The sequence below is a fragment of the Bacteroidia bacterium genome (assembly GCA_041391665.1).
Taxonomy (GTDB): domain Bacteria; phylum Bacteroidota; class Bacteroidia; order J057; family J057; genus JAGQVA01.
This window is the reverse complement of record JAWKNO010000002.1, coordinates 241,255-256,943: the sequence shown is the minus strand read 5'-3', so window position 1 is coordinate 256,943 and position 15,689 is coordinate 241,255. Positions and strand designations below refer to the sequence as shown.

Annotated in this window: 13 protein-coding genes; 5 read left to right on the top strand and 8 right to left on the bottom strand. The window is 45.7% G+C overall.

Annotated elements, in window-relative coordinates:
• Nucleotides 1–10 precede the first annotated feature (10 nt).
• The 3 genes from R3D00_12775 to R3D00_12765 all read left to right on the top strand — a co-directional run bounded on the left by R3D00_12775 (nucleotide 11) and on the right by R3D00_12765 (nucleotide 3,799).
• Nucleotides 11–1,744 (top strand): tetratricopeptide repeat protein, encoded by a 1,734-nt coding sequence (locus R3D00_12775; GenBank protein ID MEZ4774049.1) that lies wholly within the window; start codon nucleotides 11–13, stop codon nucleotides 1,742–1,744.
• Between the two features lie 74 nt (nucleotides 1,745–1,818).
• Complete coding sequence (locus R3D00_12770; protein MEZ4774048.1) at nucleotides 1,819–2,601, top strand: DUF4292 domain-containing protein; 783 nt, start codon at nucleotides 1,819–1,821, stop codon at nucleotides 2,599–2,601.
• Nucleotides 2,546–3,799, top strand: coding sequence for a M23 family metallopeptidase (locus R3D00_12765; protein MEZ4774047.1), 1,254 nt, complete (start codon nucleotides 2,546–2,548; stop codon nucleotides 3,797–3,799). Before R3D00_12770 ends, R3D00_12765 begins: the two co-directional genes overlap by 56 nt.
• Here R3D00_12765 and R3D00_12760 read toward each other — a convergent pair.
• The 8 genes from R3D00_12760 to murB form a co-directional block, all read right to left on the bottom strand.
• The gene (locus tag R3D00_12760; GenBank protein ID MEZ4774046.1) at nucleotides 3,789–4,256 is read right to left on the bottom strand and encodes a GNAT family N-acetyltransferase; all 468 of its coding nucleotides are present in this window, start codon (nucleotides 4,254–4,256) and stop codon (nucleotides 3,789–3,791) included. The two genes, R3D00_12765 and R3D00_12760, sit on opposite strands and share 11 nt — an antisense overlap.
• Before the next feature lie 6 nt (nucleotides 4,257–4,262).
• Nucleotides 4,263–4,682 (bottom strand): DoxX family protein, encoded by a 420-nt coding sequence (locus R3D00_12755; protein MEZ4774045.1) that lies wholly within the window; start codon nucleotides 4,680–4,682, stop codon nucleotides 4,263–4,265.
• A 46-nt stretch (nucleotides 4,683–4,728) separates the two neighbouring features.
• Complete coding sequence (gene preA, locus R3D00_12750; GenBank protein MEZ4774044.1) at nucleotides 4,729–6,060, bottom strand: NAD-dependent dihydropyrimidine dehydrogenase subunit PreA; 1,332 nt, start codon at nucleotides 6,058–6,060, stop codon at nucleotides 4,729–4,731.
• 4 nt (nucleotides 6,061–6,064) lie between these two features.
• Nucleotides 6,065–7,396 (bottom strand): NAD(P)-dependent oxidoreductase, encoded by a 1,332-nt coding sequence (locus R3D00_12745; protein ID MEZ4774043.1) that lies wholly within the window; start codon nucleotides 7,394–7,396, stop codon nucleotides 6,065–6,067.
• 16 nt (nucleotides 7,397–7,412) lie between these two features.
• Nucleotides 7,413–8,279 (bottom strand): nitrilase-related carbon-nitrogen hydrolase, encoded by an 867-nt coding sequence (locus R3D00_12740; protein ID MEZ4774042.1) that lies wholly within the window; start codon nucleotides 8,277–8,279, stop codon nucleotides 7,413–7,415.
• Nucleotides 8,280–8,298: 19 nt separating this feature from the next.
• Nucleotides 8,299–9,681 carry a dihydropyrimidinase gene (hydA, locus tag R3D00_12735; protein ID MEZ4774041.1) on the bottom strand — a complete coding sequence of 461 codons (1,383 nt, stop codon included), beginning with the start codon at nucleotides 9,679–9,681 and terminating at the stop codon, nucleotides 8,299–8,301.
• 261 nt (nucleotides 9,682–9,942) lie between these two features.
• Nucleotides 9,943–11,751 (bottom strand): DEAD/DEAH box helicase, encoded by a 1,809-nt coding sequence (locus R3D00_12730; GenBank protein MEZ4774040.1) that lies wholly within the window; start codon nucleotides 11,749–11,751, stop codon nucleotides 9,943–9,945.
• A gap of 131 nt (nucleotides 11,752–11,882) precedes the next feature.
• Complete coding sequence (murB, locus tag R3D00_12725; protein MEZ4774039.1) at nucleotides 11,883–12,902, bottom strand: UDP-N-acetylmuramate dehydrogenase; 1,020 nt, start codon at nucleotides 12,900–12,902, stop codon at nucleotides 11,883–11,885.
• A 99-nt stretch (nucleotides 12,903–13,001) separates the two neighbouring features.
• Here murB and R3D00_12720 point away from each other — a divergent pair, with 99 nt between their 5' ends.
• Together R3D00_12720 and R3D00_12715 are read left to right on the top strand one after the other, a co-directional pair.
• Nucleotides 13,002–14,285, top strand: coding sequence for a hypothetical protein (locus R3D00_12720; GenBank protein MEZ4774038.1), 1,284 nt, complete (start codon nucleotides 13,002–13,004; stop codon nucleotides 14,283–14,285).
• Between the two features lie 102 nt (nucleotides 14,286–14,387).
• The gene (locus R3D00_12715; GenBank protein ID MEZ4774037.1) at nucleotides 14,388–15,689 is read left to right on the top strand and encodes a hypothetical protein; all 1,302 of its coding nucleotides are present in this window, start codon (nucleotides 14,388–14,390) and stop codon (nucleotides 15,687–15,689) included.

Below are 15,689 nucleotides of genomic sequence, written 5' to 3'. Positions count from 1 at the left end.
TTTATTAGCCATGAGGATAAGGAATTGGTTTTTTTATATAGGGACAGCCAGTCTGATGTTAGGGCTTTGGGGCTGTAAAGGTTCGAAATCTGTTTCGGGGAATACAACGCCCCCCCCATTTAAGCCTGAAGTAGCCGGTGCATCTGGTCTTCAAATTGAACAGCTGTACGTGGAAGCCTGTACACAACTGATGCGCGGCGATTATTCTGCGGCGGAAGGTCTCTTTGAAGAGGTTTTATCTAAGGACCCGGCCAACCATGCAGCGATGTACAATGTCGGCAGGCTTGCCATGGAAAAACGCGACTATGATCGTGCAATCCGTTATGCAAAATCTGCAATAGAAAAAGAGTCGGGAAACTACTGGTATTACAGCCTGCTGCAGAAAGCCTACGAATTTAAAGGTGACTACGAAAACTCTGTCGCCGTACAGGAGTCCATCGTAAATACTTTCCCCCAACGTTTTGATGACCGCCTCCGCCTGGCAGAGCTTTACATGCAAAACAATAAAATAGAAAAGGCAGTCGCACAGTTGCAGTCAATAGAAGCTCAGACCGGGCCCAATGAAGAAACCACGCTGAGAAAATACCAGATTTACGACAGGAGCAAACAATACGAAAATGCCGTCCAGGCAGCTCAGGCGTTGATCGACATGAACGAAGATGAGCCGCGTTATTACCAACTAAAAATCGAAGCTTATCAGAAATCCGGACAAAATCTTGCTGCCATTCAAACGATGGAGCAATTGCTCGAAAAAGAACCGGGAAATGGGTTTGCCCTCCTTTCCCTGGCCGAATACTACAAATCTACCGGAAACCTCGAAAAGTCAGACGCATTTCTGTTCCGCGCATTCCAAAATCCCGATATTGATCCTGATTTTAAAATGAACCTGATTTCCGGATTGCTGCAGTATGTGGAAGGTGAGCCGGAAATCTTACCGAGAATCCAAACACTTGCCGGCATTTTTAATCAGACACACCCGGGTTCAGCCAAATCCTATGTTATTCAGGGAAAACTGTTTTTCATTGAAAAGCAGATCGATTCAGCTAGGGTTTATTACCGGAAATCACTCGAAATAGAACCCTCCAATACCGAAACATGGATGGAATTGTTGGAAACCTCGCTTGAGGATGAAAACTTCGACAGGCTTTATGAAGATGCCGGGGAAGCACTCGAATATTTTCCCAATCAGGAACAGTTTCTTTTCTTTCATGGTATTTCCGCTTCCTATACCAACAGATACCCTCAGGCGATCCGTTCATTTGAGAAAATCAAAAAAATCGGATCCAAAGACCATGATTTGATGGCGCAGGTTTACGCCGAACTCGGAAAAATCTATCACTTCCAGAACAACTATACAGAATCTGATCAAAACTACGAAAAAGCGCTTGAGCTAACACCCGACGATCCTTTTATTCTGAATAATTATGCGTACTACCTTTCCCTGAGAGGCGACAAGCTACCCAAAGCCAAATCACTGGCTGAAAAAGCATTAAAACTCAGCCCAAACCAGGTCTCCTATCAAGATACCTATGGCTGGATATTGTATCAGGAAGGGCAATACGCAGAAGCTGCCAAATGGCTGGAAAAAGCGACGGCTACAGCAGATTCTCCCATAATATTTGAGCACTATGGAGACACATTATTAAAACTCGGACGTAAGGATGAGGCCATAGTACAATGGAAAAAAGCACAGGAAAAGGGCGCTAAAGACCTGCAAATTGAGATAAAATTACAAGACCAATGACTATATTCGCGCGTTTGAACAAATGTAGCATACAATTTGTGTATCTCAATTTCATAAACCAGATCCCTGACTGAATGTTGATTCGAATAAATTACTTCTGGTGGGCATTGATTCTCCCCTTAATGACCCTCAGTGCGTGCAAAGGATTAAAAAACACCACGGACGAAGAAAACGCCGGCAGTGGATGGCGCATGATACTCAACAAAACAGAAGCAGAAACTGTTCAGTTTGACGAATTAACGATCTCCGGAAAGTCGATTTTGAATATCCCTGAGGCCAATATCTCGGGAATGAGCGTACAATACCGGATCAATATTGCCAAAGACAGCATGATCCTCATCCGGGTTTCCAAAATTGTGGAAGCTGCCAGAATTCTCATTACCCCGGATTCTGTATTTGTCATGGACAAAATCAACAAAACGTTTATCGCCTGCGACTACCATCTCGCTACCGAATACACAGGCCTGGAAGCCAACTTTTCTATGCTTCAGGATCTCCTTCTGGGCAATTATCACCCGATTCCGGAAAAAATTACGGCAGACAAAAAGGTAACAAACCCGCGTATTTTCAGAGGGGTGGAATCAGGAACGGATTTTGCTTATTTCATTGATACCAAGCTTCATAAGGTCGTAACAATTGAAGCAAAAAACGCTTTAAAAAATCAGGAATCACAGATAACTTATCAGGACTTTGAAGAAAATGGAGGTACGACAATTCCAATGACTACCCGCATTTCAGTTTCGGCACCTTCACAAGTTTCTTTTGAGCTTCAACATAAAAAAATTCAGATAAACCCCGGCGATGTTTCATTTGTGCTGGGTTCGGCTGACAATTATGAGCGGATGTTGTGCAAATAGAATAGGGGTACTTCTCCTTTTTGTCTGGGTAATTTTTTTACCCGGGTATCTGTTTGCCCAGGAATTTGTGGAGGAATTTGCAGAAGAATCCGTAGATGAAAGGGAGACCCTTCAAAAACAGCTTCGGCTCACCGATCAGTTGCTGGAAGAAACAGCCGGAAACAGAGAAAAAACCGTCAACGAACTTCGGCTCATCAATCAACAGATTGTCTTGAGAGAACGGCTGATTGATATTCTCAATGATGAGGTGATCGCCCAATCAGCAGAAATAGAAAAACTCAACGAAATCATTTGTCAGATGGAGGAAGATGTTTCGGGAATTTTTGAAAACTACGCAAAAACTGCCCACATCACTTATAAATCATTTGACAGGGATAATTTTTTTCTCGCGATTCTCACTTCTGGCAGTATTTCGGAAGCATATTATCGGGCGCAATATTTCCAGCAGTTTAGCCACTACCGCCAGCAGCAGATTCAGATGATCAAACAGGCACAACTATTTCTGGCCAATAAAAGTATGGATTTGCAGGAAAGTATGTTGGAAAACGAGTTGCTTTTGGAAGAAAAGCAAATAGAAATCGCCCGTCTTCATTTAGCCAAAGGCAAACAGACCGATTATTTCGCGGCCGTACGACCCAGAGAAAAAAACTACCGTAAGTCCGTATCTCAACAACAGACTACCGTAAAATCCCAGATCAAAAAAACAGAAACCTCCTCCAATATTCAGCAGGCCGCGTATGTAACCGATGGCGCAGGCCGTGCAGATGTGGATTACGCAAAATCATTTGTCAAAAACAAAGGTTTCCTCGTCTGGCCGGTTCCCTCAGGAAAAGGGATTGTCATTGGGAAATTTGGTAAAACCGAAGATCCCTTTGGAAATCAGATCCACAATGAAGGCATTTATATTCGTACCCCCAAAGACCAGAGAGTACGGTCAGTTTATACAGGGATCGTTACCGGAGTAAAACAGCTTCCCATGAATGGCGGGGTTATCATCATTGTCGAACACGGACAATACCGCACCGTTTATGCAAATCTGGAAGAAAGTTTTGTAACGGAAGGGCAAAAAGTCTCCGCCAATGACGAACTCGGCGTTGTCAAGACTGACAAGCGAACCGGGGAAACTATTCTCAACTTCCTGATTTACAAGGAACCCGATACTTTTATGGATCCGGAGCGCTGGATGATCAGCCAATAATCTTCTCAAAAAATCTTATCCCCGGTGTGGGATTTTCGTTGTATCGCGGGATCTCATAAAAGCCCATAGAGATATAGCGTTTATGCGCATCTTTCATCCAGGGATGTGTATCCAGTCGCATGGTATGGTAGCCTTGCTGCACGGCATATTCCTGAAGCGTTACAATCAGCTTAGAGCCGATTCCCTGACGGCGGAAAGATGGCCGCACAAACATTCTTTTCATTTCACAAATACCTTCGCCAACTGGTTGATATGCAATACAACCTGCGGGCTGAAAGTCAAGGGTTGCCAGCAATACACAACCCGAAGGGGGCGCATATTTCCCGGGAAGATGAGTCAATTCATACTGAAAATTGCCGAGCGCAGCGTCGTGGTTGCGAAGCACGGCGTATTCGGCAAATAGTTCTCTTATCTGAGCAATTGCAGGTTCAGTAATTGCCGGAAAGATTTCTACCATATCCGATCAGTTACCCGACCATGAAAAGAGTAAAATACCACCGATTGCCAGCATAAAATAAGGAACCAGAATCGCCGCACCTGCATAATCTTTAGCCATACGCTGGCCAAAAAACAACATAACCAGACTCAATGCAGCAACCTGTGCGCCAATCAACGCAATGCCTGTCTGCCCTGAAAACAAGATCTGCCCCGCACCAACCGCTGAAAGCAACCCGGAGGCCACCTCAAACACTGTGATGACGGAAAGCAGCAACGGAACCATATTCTTCAATGGGCTATTGCCGAAGTGCCCTCCCAGCCAGGAGAGATTCCCTTTCCGGTCGACGATCTTGTCAATACCTGACTGAAGAAACAAAATCGCAATAAACGCCGCAACGAGCAACTGCGCAGAAGTAAGCGGCTGAAAGAGTTGAGTAATATCCATAATAGTAGTTAGAGCATAGATATATAATACACGAAAATAGCTGAATTTATTTTCTGTTTCTGATTTTCCCCAAACCTTCTTCGGGAGCCGGAATATGATGCCCGACGCCTCCCCCTTTCGGATCGTCAAAGCTAACCGGAATATCACCTGACGCAACGCGATCTTTCCAGGTCTTAGTTGGCAAATCGTCTCTTCGTTGCATGGTGATACAATCCTCCACGGGGCAAACCAGCGCACAAAGATTACAGCCCACACAATTTTCCTCTATCACAAATGGTATCCGCGAATCCCCCTTCAAACCGATCGCCTGATGCGCCCCGTCATCACAGGCTGTATAACACAGCTGACACTGAATACATTTATCCTGATTGATTTCAGCAACGACTTTATAATTCATGTTCAGATCCTCCCAATGCTGAACATTAGGGAGTGCCTTTCCGCGAAAATCATCCATTCGCTCAAACCCCTTCTCCACCATATACATTTCCAACCCGGCCACCATCTCCCGGATAATGCCAAATCCATAGTGCATGACGGCTGTACACACCTGAACAGAAGTTGCGCCTAGCAGAATATGCTCTACTGCATCGCGCCAGTTTTCAATTCCGCCAATACCGGAAATGGGGATTTTCACCTCAGGGTGTGCCGCACATTCCCGCACCATATTGAGGGCAATGGGTTTGACAGCCGGGCCGCAATACCCCCCATGTGTGCTTTTTCCATCTACAACAGGATAGGGAACAAAATAGTCGATGTCCACTCCCGTAAGGCTCTGGATAGTATTGATCAGAGATATAGCATTTGCACCGCCTTCCGAGGCCGCTATGGCCGGAACGGTAATATCGGTGATATTGGGTGTCAACTTTACAATTACAGGCTTAGTGGCCACTTCCATGACCCAGGAAACAATGGTTTTGAGCACTTTGGGTTCCTGCCCTACCGCAGATCCCATTCCCCGCTCACACATGCCATGCGGGCAGCCGAAATTCAACTCATGTCCGTCAACACCTGCATTTTCAGCATCTCGCACGATCTGATGCCATTGTTCGCGGGTTTCCACCATCAGCGAAGCAATCACTGCATGGTGTGGAAAGCGTTTTTTGACTGCTTCAATTTCCCGGAGATTGTCGGAGAGCGGGCGATCAGAAATCAGCTCAATATTATTGAAACCCATCATCCGCGTATTGCGGTAATTGACGCTGCCATAGCGGCTCGAAACATTGACAATCGGAATGCCCATGGTTTTCCATACCGCACCACCCCATCCGGCATCAAAAGCTTTCATCACCTGGTAGCCAGAATTGGTTGGCGGTGCGGATGCCAGCCAGAAAGGATTAGGCGAAGTAATTCCCGCAAGGTTTATTGATAAATCAGGCATGCTGTTATTTCCCTAAAAATAAATAGTCGTGGATTCCTTTTGCTGCTTTTTTTCCTTCAGCTACGGCATTTACAACTTCAGCCCCCCCATTGACCGCATCTCCGGCAGCAAAATAACGAGGGTTGCCGGTCTGAAATGTCAGCGTGTCAATCTCTATTCTCCCACTACCGTCCCATTTTAAGTCTTTGATCCGTTCCAGAAAATGCACCTGTTTTTCCTGTCCGGTGGCGCGTATTACCATATCACAGGACTCGATAAATTCACTGCCGGGAATAGGGGTAAGTTGTCCGCTTGTTGCGCTCAGCCGCACAAATTTCACCCCTTCTACCTGGGTGGTTCCGATAATTTCTATGGGCTGAACATAAAATAGACCTTTCGCACCGACCAGCTTTGCGAGTTCATACTCAAACGAATACGCACTCATTTCGCGCTTTCCGCGCCGGTAAGCGATGATGACCTGTTCGGATCCCAGACGCGACGCTTCAGAAGCCGCGTCCATAGCGGTATTCCCACCGCCGAGTACAATTACCTTTTTGCCGGTAGTAACATTGTGTTGAAGGGTTCTGAGATTTTCGATAAATTCTACTGCTCCCAGGCTGTTTTCCAGATCCTCACCAGGCAGATTCAGAGATTTTGTAAGTCCAAGTCCGATTCCGAGAAAAATCGCATCATACGTTTCTTCCATCTGGCGGAGCTGGTCTTCAGATTCTATCAGATGATCGTAGTGAATATGGAAACCAAATTGTTTTTCCAGCCATCTGACTTCAGCGAGCGCCTGTTCATTAGAGATTTTATACGGCGCAACACCGTAAATTGTCAGGCCTGAAGGTTGATTTTTGGCCTCAAAAATGTCCACTTCATACCCCAGCATGCGCAATTCGCAGGCGCAGGAAATTCCGGCAGGACCTGCACCTATGACCGCTATGCGATAGCCATTGGGTCTGCCGGAAGTAAACAGTCGTTTGTCCAAAGCCAGTACATGATCTGTAGCGAAGGCCTGAAGCCTGCCGATTTCTATCGGTTTTACGTCCTGATGGTTGTACACACAAGCGCCTTCACAGAGTACATCTGTAGGACAGACTTTGCCGCATGCGAATCCGAAGAAATTATCTTCATAGATGGTTTTTGCCGCCCCCGAGACATTGCCGGTTTGAATCTGCCGGATAAACAGCGGAATGTCGATTCCCGTCGGGCAGGCATTTACGCAAGGCGCGTCATAACAATACAGGCAGCGAGAACTTTCGTAATAGGCCTGAGTTTCATTCATCAGCGGATGAACATGCGCAAAATTCTCTTCGAATTCCTGCTGGTTTACCGGTCGTTTATATTCAGCCATTCCCTCATTTTTGATATTACAACTCTGTCAGCTTTCCATACGTTTCCGGGCGGCGGTCGCGGAAAAACTGCCAGACAGAACGCACCTCTTCGATTTTGTCGAGGTCAAATTCGGCTACCAGCAATTCATCTTCTGTCTCTGAAGCCTGAGCAAAAATCTGTCCCCTGGGATCTACAAAATAAGAGCTTCCGTAAAAACGGCCAATTCCCCAGGGTTTTTCTTCCCCTACCCGATTGATGCAACCCATAAAATAACCGTTGGCAGCGGCATGCGCAGGCTGTTCGAGTTTCCAGAGATATTGCGAAAGCCCAGCAACAGTTGCCGAAGGATTATATACAATCTCTGCCCCGTTGAGTCCCAGAATGCGCGCACCGTCGGGAAAATGGCGGTCATAGCAAATATACACGCCAATCTTTGCGTAAGCCGTTTCAAATACGGGATAGCCTAAGTTGCCCGGGCGGAAAAAAAACTTTTCCCAGAAACCAGAGGTATGAGGAATATGATTTTTGCGATACTTACCCAGGTAGGTTCCATCTGCGTCAATGACGGCGGCAGTATTGTAAAGAAAACCCGGGGCCTCCTTTTCAAAAAGTGGAATGATCATCACCATCCGATACTTTTTGGCGTATTCAGCCAGGCGTTCGGTGGTGGGGCCGGGGACAGATTCAGCGGCGGCATACCAGGCATGATCCTGTCCGGGACAGAAATACGGCGTATCAAAGACCTCCTGAAGACAGAGAATCTGTACCCCCTGTTTACCAGCGGCATCAATAAATGGCAGATGTTTTTGCAGGTTTGCCTCTTTGATTTCAGCAATAGTACCCTCCCCCTCGGTTTTGGCGAGGCTGGTCTGGATAAGGCCTGATTTAATAATTCTCGGCATAGGATAAGTTTTTGTGATTTCAAATGGTTTTAGAGACTTTATTTCGGCGGATAAACCGGCCATAACCTTTGGAGATTTTCACCTCTCCGTTGTCAATAGCAACTTTCCCCCGCAGGATTACTGTTTTTACCTTCCCGGTTACTTCCCAGCCTTCGTATCCAGAGTAATCCACATTCATATGGTGGGTGGCTGCGGAGATGACATGTTTTTCGTTGGGGTCAAAAATAACGATATCGGCATCAGCGTCAGGCGCAATACAGCCTTTGCGCGGGTACATACCGAAGATTTTGGCGGCATTGACAGATGAAACCTCCACAAATTTGTTGAGGCTGATACGGCCTTTGGCCACTCCTTCGGAGAACAGCAGTTCCATCCTGTTTTCAATGGCCGGATGGCCATTGGGAATTTTGGAGAAATCTTTTTCTCCCATTTTTTTCTGTTCCCACATAAAGGGACAGTGATCGGTAGCAACTACCTGAACCAGTCCCTGATTGATCCCGGCCCAAAGCGTTTGCTGATCTTTTTTCTGTCGGAGCGGCGGGCTCATCACCCATTTGGCACCTTCAAAATCTTTTTCATACAGCGAAGCGTCCAGCAAAAGATATTGAATACAGGTTTCGACAAATACCTTCTGATTTCGGGCAGTAGCTTCACGCACCTGATTGAGTGCGCCTTCGCAGGTCAGGTGTACGATATATGCAGGCACATCGGTATAATAGGCCATATCCACAAATCTGCCGGAGGCTTCTGACTCCGTGATTTCTGGTTGAGAAAGGTAATGGTACAAGGGAGAAAGTTTTCCCGCTGCGCGGTGAAGCGCAATCAGCCGGTCAATCATATCGCCGTTGGTGGCGTGAACAGTAACCATTCCCCCGAGTTTTTGCACCTCGCGCATAAGATCGACCATTTGTCCGTCGTCGATCATCAGGGCGCCTTTATAGGCCATGAAGGTTTTGAAGGAAGTGATTCCCTCCTTTTCGATCATATCACGGATTTCGGCACGGGTATTTTCATTAAAGTCCGTGACAGCCATGTGGAAAGAATAGTCGCCAAAAGCATTGCCCTCAGAGCGCCCCTGCCATTCCCCCAAAGCATGATACAGCGATTTTCCCTGTGTTTGAAGAATAAAATCGATCACCATCGTCGTACCGCCAAACAGCGCAGCGCGGGTACCGGTTTCGTAGTTATCGCTGGAATAAGTACCCATAAAGGGCATATCGAGGTGAACATGCGGGTCTATTCCCCCGGGAAACACGAGTTTACCTGAGGCGTCTATCACCTCATCTGCCTGAAAGGTCAGATTTTTACCTACCGCAACTATGGATTCTCCCTCAATATAGACATCACCCGTAAAGTCAGCGTCTGCGGTGATAATTCTTCCGTTTTGAATAAGTATTGACATAAGTTTTCATCCGAATGCTGAAGGAACCTTCAGCGTTTTGAACCAAAACTTAATTTAGCTTGTCTTAGCGATAAGGCCTAATGAATGAGCAGAAAATTTTGCAGGGGATAATCAATATCTGGAATCATCAGTAACCCATTCCCGCAATACAGAACCAATCGCCCGGAAATATTTCACCTGATACCTATGGCAAATATCCTGCAATTCAGAAAGTATTGCGTTTATTGATTTTTACTGCACAAAGTCCGGAGCCTATCAGGCCTAATTCTCTTTCTTATGTCTGCGCCTTCTTTTTTTGCTGTCACCACTGTCGTCAAAAAAGGTGGTTTTGGAGGAATTTGAGGATTTATCCGATTTGAAATTTTTGTCTGACTTGAACGGTTTGTCAGATTTGAATGGTTTGTCGGATTTGAATGGTTTTCCCTTTCCAAACGGTTTTCCAGGTTTCTGATCGTTTTGCTGGTATGAGTCCGGCTTGGCTACTTCTACATCAATTGTTACCCCTTCAATTTCCTGATTTTTAAGAGAACGGATGATATCAGGCGCGATACGGCTATCTACCTCAAAGAAAGAAAACTTGCGAAGAATATCAATTTTCCCAATCCTGAACCTCCGGTTGGATACATAGTCATTGAGGATGCCCATGAGGCGTGCCGCATGAAGCTGGTGTTTTTCGCCGAGGTTGATATATAGTCGGGTGAAGTCAATTTTCTCTCTTCCCCCACGTTCGCCTCTCTCTGTTTCGTGGATATTGAGATCGGGGGCATTTTTATAGTAATCGAGAAACTGGTTAAACTCTACGGAGAAAAAGCGTTTGATCAGCTCTTCTTTGCTCATGGCTTCGAGCTGCTCGTTGATTGCGGGGAGAAATGAAGCAATTTGTTTTTCATTGACCTCTACATTCTCCACTTTTTTGACAAGCTGGTAAAGTCTTTTTTCACAGATTTCTTCACCGGTCGGGACCTGCATCCGTTCAAATTTTTTGCCGGACATATTTTCCAGCAAACGAATCTGGCGAATCTCCCTGGTGTGGATGATCGATATGGAAACCCCACTTTTACCTGCTCTTCCGGTACGTCCGCTGCGGTGGATATACACTTCGAGTTCGTCAGGAAGCTGGTAATTGATGACGTGGGTAAGGTCATTGACGTCAAGTCCGCGCGCAGCCACGTCGGTAGCGACGAGGAGTTGAAGTTGTCCGGAGCGGAACTGATCCATCACCTGGTCGCGCATGGCCTGGGACAAGTCCCCGTTGAGCACGGCGGCGTTATAGCCATCGTTGATCAGTTTTCGGGAGACCTCCGTCGTATCAGTACGAGTACGGCAGAAGATAATCCCGTAAATATCGGGATGAATATCGGCAATACGTTTCAGGGCTTCATACCGGTCTTTGGCATGAACCATAAAGTATTCATGTTTGACATTTGCCGCACCGGTATTTTTGGTTCCAACCGAAATTTCTTCCGGCTTGTTCATATAATTGCGGGCCATGCGGGCAATTGCCTGCGGCATGGTTGCCGAAAAAAGCAAAGTTTGTCTGTCGGCAGGAGAAGTCGAAAGAATGGCATCCAGGTCTTTCTGGAAACCCATGTTCAACATTTCATCAGCTTCGTCAAGGACCAGATAGCTAATCGAACTGATATCAAGCGCACCTCTTTCGATCAGGTCAAGGACACGACCGGGGGTACCAACGACGATCTGGCAATTGTTGCGCAGGGAGCGAATCTGATCACGCATACTTGCACCGCCATATACTGCGGTAATTCCCAGTCCTTTGATATATTTAGAATAGCTTTCCAGATCGTTATAAATCTGAATCCCCAGTTCACGGGTCGGGCAAAGAATCAGTCCCTGCACTTTTTGTACTCCTGTGTCAACCTTTTCGATCAGTGGCAGACCAAAAGCGGCAGTTTTACCTGTACCAGTCTGAGCCAATGCAATCAAATCGCGGCCTGATGTAAGAATAACCGGGACAGCTTTTTCCTGGATGGGGGTTGGTTTTTCGTAGCCTAGTTCGGTAATGGCTTTAATTATTTCCGGGCGAAGGCCTATATCTGTGAAATTTTCCATTTGTCTTTCTCCTGCTTTACTCCCGCCCGAAACCCCACCTTGAGGTATTCTGTCCGGAAATCATTGATAATGAGTGAAAACGCGCCGCAAAGGTATGAAAAAAATAGTGTTTTTAATATCCCGTCAAAGATTTATCCGATAACATTTACTTCGCGCTCCAGGCTAACATCAAACTTCTCTTTCACAGAGTCCATAATCCGGGTGGAAAGTGCGAGCAATTCGCTGCCTTTTGCCTGGCCATAATTGACCAAAACAAGGGCCTGGTTTTTGTGAACCCCAAAATCATTTTCGCGATATCCTTTCCAGCCACAGGTCTGTATCAGCCAGGCGGCTGGTATTTTTACTTGCCCTTCTTCGGCAGGAAAAGATGGTACCTGAGGATACTCAGACTGTATGCGTGCAAAAACATGGGCATCCACGACAGGATTTTTGAAAAAACTGCCCGCATTGCCGATCTCTGCCGGGTCGGGTAGTTTGCTTTGCCGGATACGGATGACGGCATCGCTTACCTCACGGATTCCGTGAGGGCCGGGAATCGCCGCCAGCTCCTCCGCGATCGCGCCGTATGCCGTATTGATTACCGGGTATTTTGACAAACGAAAAACCACGCGGGTAATCATAAATTCGCCCTTACAGTCTTGTTTGAAAATGCTGTCGCGATACCCAAAATGGCACCCGGCATTTGTGAATGTGTGAATTTCTCCTGTTCGAATATGAATCGCCTCCAGATGATCGAGCACGTCTTTAATCTCGACACCATAAGCGCCGATATTCTGAATCGGTGCAGCACCCACACTCCCCGGAATCAATGATAGGTTTTCGATTCCTCCCCAACCATTTTCTATACAAAAAAGCACAAACTGATGCCAGTTTTCCCCAGAGCCCGATTTTACCCAGACAAACTGTTCGTCCTCCCCAACGATTTCCTTTCCAAGAATACGATTGTGTAGTACCACGCCGTCAAAATCGCCAGTAAGCAAAACATTGCTTCCTCCGCCTAAAATCAACAAGGGTTCTTCACCATGCATATTGTCTGACAGAAACTCAATCGCTGCCTGTTCTGAGTCTATTTCCAGCCAGAATCTGGCCGTAGCAGCAAGTCCAAAGGTGTTGTAGGGTTTTAGTTGAACGTTTTGTTTTAACAGTGGCATAGCTGACATTCAAATGATGGGCAAGTTGCACGATTATTTCGTTGGAAAAAAAGCAAAAATTAAACTAAATTGATGGTTGAACCTTAATCTCCACTGCTTATGAAAGGATGTATCTTTACCCTCCTTATCGGTATTTTTGTACATGCAGCCGGACAGCAAACCATGACCATCAACCGAACCTTCCGGCCTGCACAGGAAGAAGAGTCGGAAATGGTATTTCTGTATTATCCCTACAAATCCAATATTCTCGATCTTTCACACTTCAGAAATGCGTTTCCCGCATCCAGGCTGGAACTTCAGGAAAAAATTGTCATTCTGCCACCTGATCTTTCACAAATGCAGGATACCGTCTATGGTATCACATATTTCCCTCCTGAGAAAAACCGCCCCGGCAAAATGGTAATCCTTATCATTGGTAATTTTAAGTCGTCCGATCCTGTCTACTTTATTGATTATAATCTCGATCGGAATTATGCCAATGACGGGCCGCCCTATGTTTTTGGTAATGAAGCATTTACTACGCTTACATTTACCAACAACCAAAATGCTTCACATCCTTATATTCTTCGTATTCTCAACCCCGGAGATCAGAGAGAAATTCAGCAGGCTGCACTTCACAACAACCGAAAAGACCAGCGCAATATACGGAAGGAACAGCGACAGATTGACTATGATGCCTATCAACGCTATACGGTTCAGTATGCCAGTAATATGAGAGAATCCAGTCATGTGGGAATAAGAGTTCTTGCTTCCGTGGATTTTGGTACGCTGAAGTACAATTTCCAAAACGGCCAAACGGGTTATCCTACCAAGTTTTTTGTAGATTTTAATACCAAAGGTATTTCTGCACAGGCAACCTACCGCTTGGGGCAGTTTAAAGCAGGTGTGATGGGACGGTATGAAAACATATTTTACTGGAGTTCTACCAAAACTACCCGGCTGGGCGATCCATTTTTTGCCTGTGATGACAATGGCGACTGTAAGTGGTATAATAATATCAAATATGACTTTAACTCAGCCATTTTACCCAGAAACCGGTTTTCCTATGGGTTTACTGCCGAATATGGATTCAGGATCAGCTCTTATACTTTTTTGCTGCCTTATTTTGCGACGTTGGGTCATATCTATACGGGAAATGGATTCATTCCGTCCCGCTACCAGGATCCGGAAAGAAGTTATCAGATGGGGCCGGATCTTAGTTTTGAAGCAGGTATGATGCTGGTTACGGATATCAATCGAAGTATGTCTTTTGTTGCAGGCATCCACGCCGCAAATCTGGGCTTTCGCCCACGGGAATATTTTGAACAGTTTTCACCGCAAAATCTCTATGCAACCAACCGCCAGGCAGGCGTAAGTCTCGGGTTTCAATTCAGAATGGAGTAACAGACGAGGAAATTTGATCTGTAAAACTCACTTTTATTGCAAGGATTGTTTGTAAATTGCGACGGGAAAAATTATAACCAAACTGTGCTTCACGATCTGAATATGAATCGTATTATCAAAACTTTCATCCTCACCGGATTACTCTTATTCGTGATCAATGGTATTATTTCTGCGCAGAACCAGATTTATATCAACCGAAATTACCGGCCGGGCCAGACGGAACGAGAACAGATGGTCGCCCAATATTACCCATTTTCCTCTACGGTATTGGATCTGAGTAAATTCAGGGAAAGATACCCCGCCTATAAAAATATGGTTCCGGAAGAGGTTACGATACGGCCTCCCGATCTTACGGGATTAAAGGATGTGGTTTACAGCGTCAGCTATCTCGAAGTGCCCGGTGAAGCCGAAGGAATTCTGCTCATTACGCTGGTTGCCAATTACTTCAGTGATGAACCCATTCACTTTTTTGACTTTAATCTGGACAAAAATTTTACCAACGACCGAAATTCCCGCTACATATTTCCGGAAAAAACCGAAGTACAGTCCTTCACATTTACCAAAACAGGCAATAATTTTCGCCAATACACAATCGATATTCTCAACCCTGAGTTTCAGGTAAGCACTGATCCTGAACTGGAAATCGCACAAAACAAACAGGAAGGTGAAATGGCACTTCCCTCAATCGACTATGCGAATCTGGAAAAATCTTCTTCAAAAAACGCCATTCCCCGAAAAAAACAGCTCATATTTCTACAGTTTAAAACCGTCATCGGGTTTGGGGGCATAAGCTATTCTTATACGCTGCCCGTAACAAACTATCCTTCCAGGTATAATGTAGAGTTTAACTCCAAAGGTATTGGTACAGAACTGACTTTTGCGTTTAAACAGTTCCGGCTGGGAACTACAGCAAGAGTAGAAAATCTTTTTTACTGGACCTCAAAACGCTACACGCAAATTCAGGAACCCTATACTACTTGTGAAAAAGACCGGTGGGGACGGCTTGTATGTACCAATTATGACGGGGTAATGGAGGAAATCAACCGGGAAATAAAGCCTAAAAACCGGTATTCCGTGGGGCTGATTGGAGAGTATGCGTTTATTCTCACGCGAAGAACCGACCTGGTGCCTTACATAGAGGCAGGGTTTATGCAGTATTTCAATGACCAATTTGTGCCCAACCGTTCTTATCCAGATGTGAGTTACACATTTGATATGTTCCAAACTTATGGTGGCGGGCTTCGCCTGAAGCACAATGTGGGCAACAATGGCGATATCGTCATATCTGCCGGTTTTGAGAAGATGCAGTTTAATCCAAAAGGATATTTTGACGGAGTTGAAAATTTACAAAACGGGCAATACCAGACGGCTTTTAGCCTGGGTTACCAGTTTGGTATTTTGTAA

Coding starts and splice junctions, on each gene's coding strand:
- R3D00_12740 (MEZ4774042.1), bottom strand. CDS start 8,279: ATGCCGAGAATTATTAAATCAGGCCTTATCCAGACCAGCCTCGCCAAA.
- R3D00_12760 (MEZ4774046.1), bottom strand. CDS start 4,256: ATGGTAGAAATCTTTCCGGCAATTACTGAACCTGCAATTGCTCAGATA.
- preA (MEZ4774044.1), bottom strand. CDS start 6,060: ATGCCTGATTTATCAATAAACCTTGCGGGAATTACTTCGCCTAATCCT.
- R3D00_12765 (MEZ4774047.1), top strand. CDS start 2,546: ATGTTTCATTTGTGCTGGGTTCGGCTGACAATTATGAGCGGATGTTGT.
- R3D00_12720 (MEZ4774038.1), top strand. CDS start 13,002: ATGAAAGGATGTATCTTTACCCTCCTTATCGGTATTTTTGTACATGCA.
- R3D00_12770 (MEZ4774048.1), top strand. CDS start 1,819: ATGTTGATTCGAATAAATTACTTCTGGTGGGCATTGATTCTCCCCTTA.
- R3D00_12715 (MEZ4774037.1), top strand. CDS start 14,388: ATGAATCGTATTATCAAAACTTTCATCCTCACCGGATTACTCTTATTC.
- hydA (MEZ4774041.1), bottom strand. CDS start 9,681: ATGTCAATACTTATTCAAAACGGAAGAATTATCACCGCAGACGCTGAC.
- murB (MEZ4774039.1), bottom strand. CDS start 12,902: ATGCCACTGTTAAAACAAAACGTTCAACTAAAACCCTACAACACCTTT.
- R3D00_12730 (MEZ4774040.1), bottom strand. CDS start 11,751: ATGGAAAATTTCACAGATATAGGCCTTCGCCCGGAAATAATTAAAGCC.
- R3D00_12745 (MEZ4774043.1), bottom strand. CDS start 7,396: ATGGCTGAATATAAACGACCGGTAAACCAGCAGGAATTCGAAGAGAAT.
- R3D00_12755 (MEZ4774045.1), bottom strand. CDS start 4,682: ATGGATATTACTCAACTCTTTCAGCCGCTTACTTCTGCGCAGTTGCTC.
- R3D00_12775 (MEZ4774049.1), top strand. CDS start 11: ATGAGGATAAGGAATTGGTTTTTTTATATAGGGACAGCCAGTCTGATG.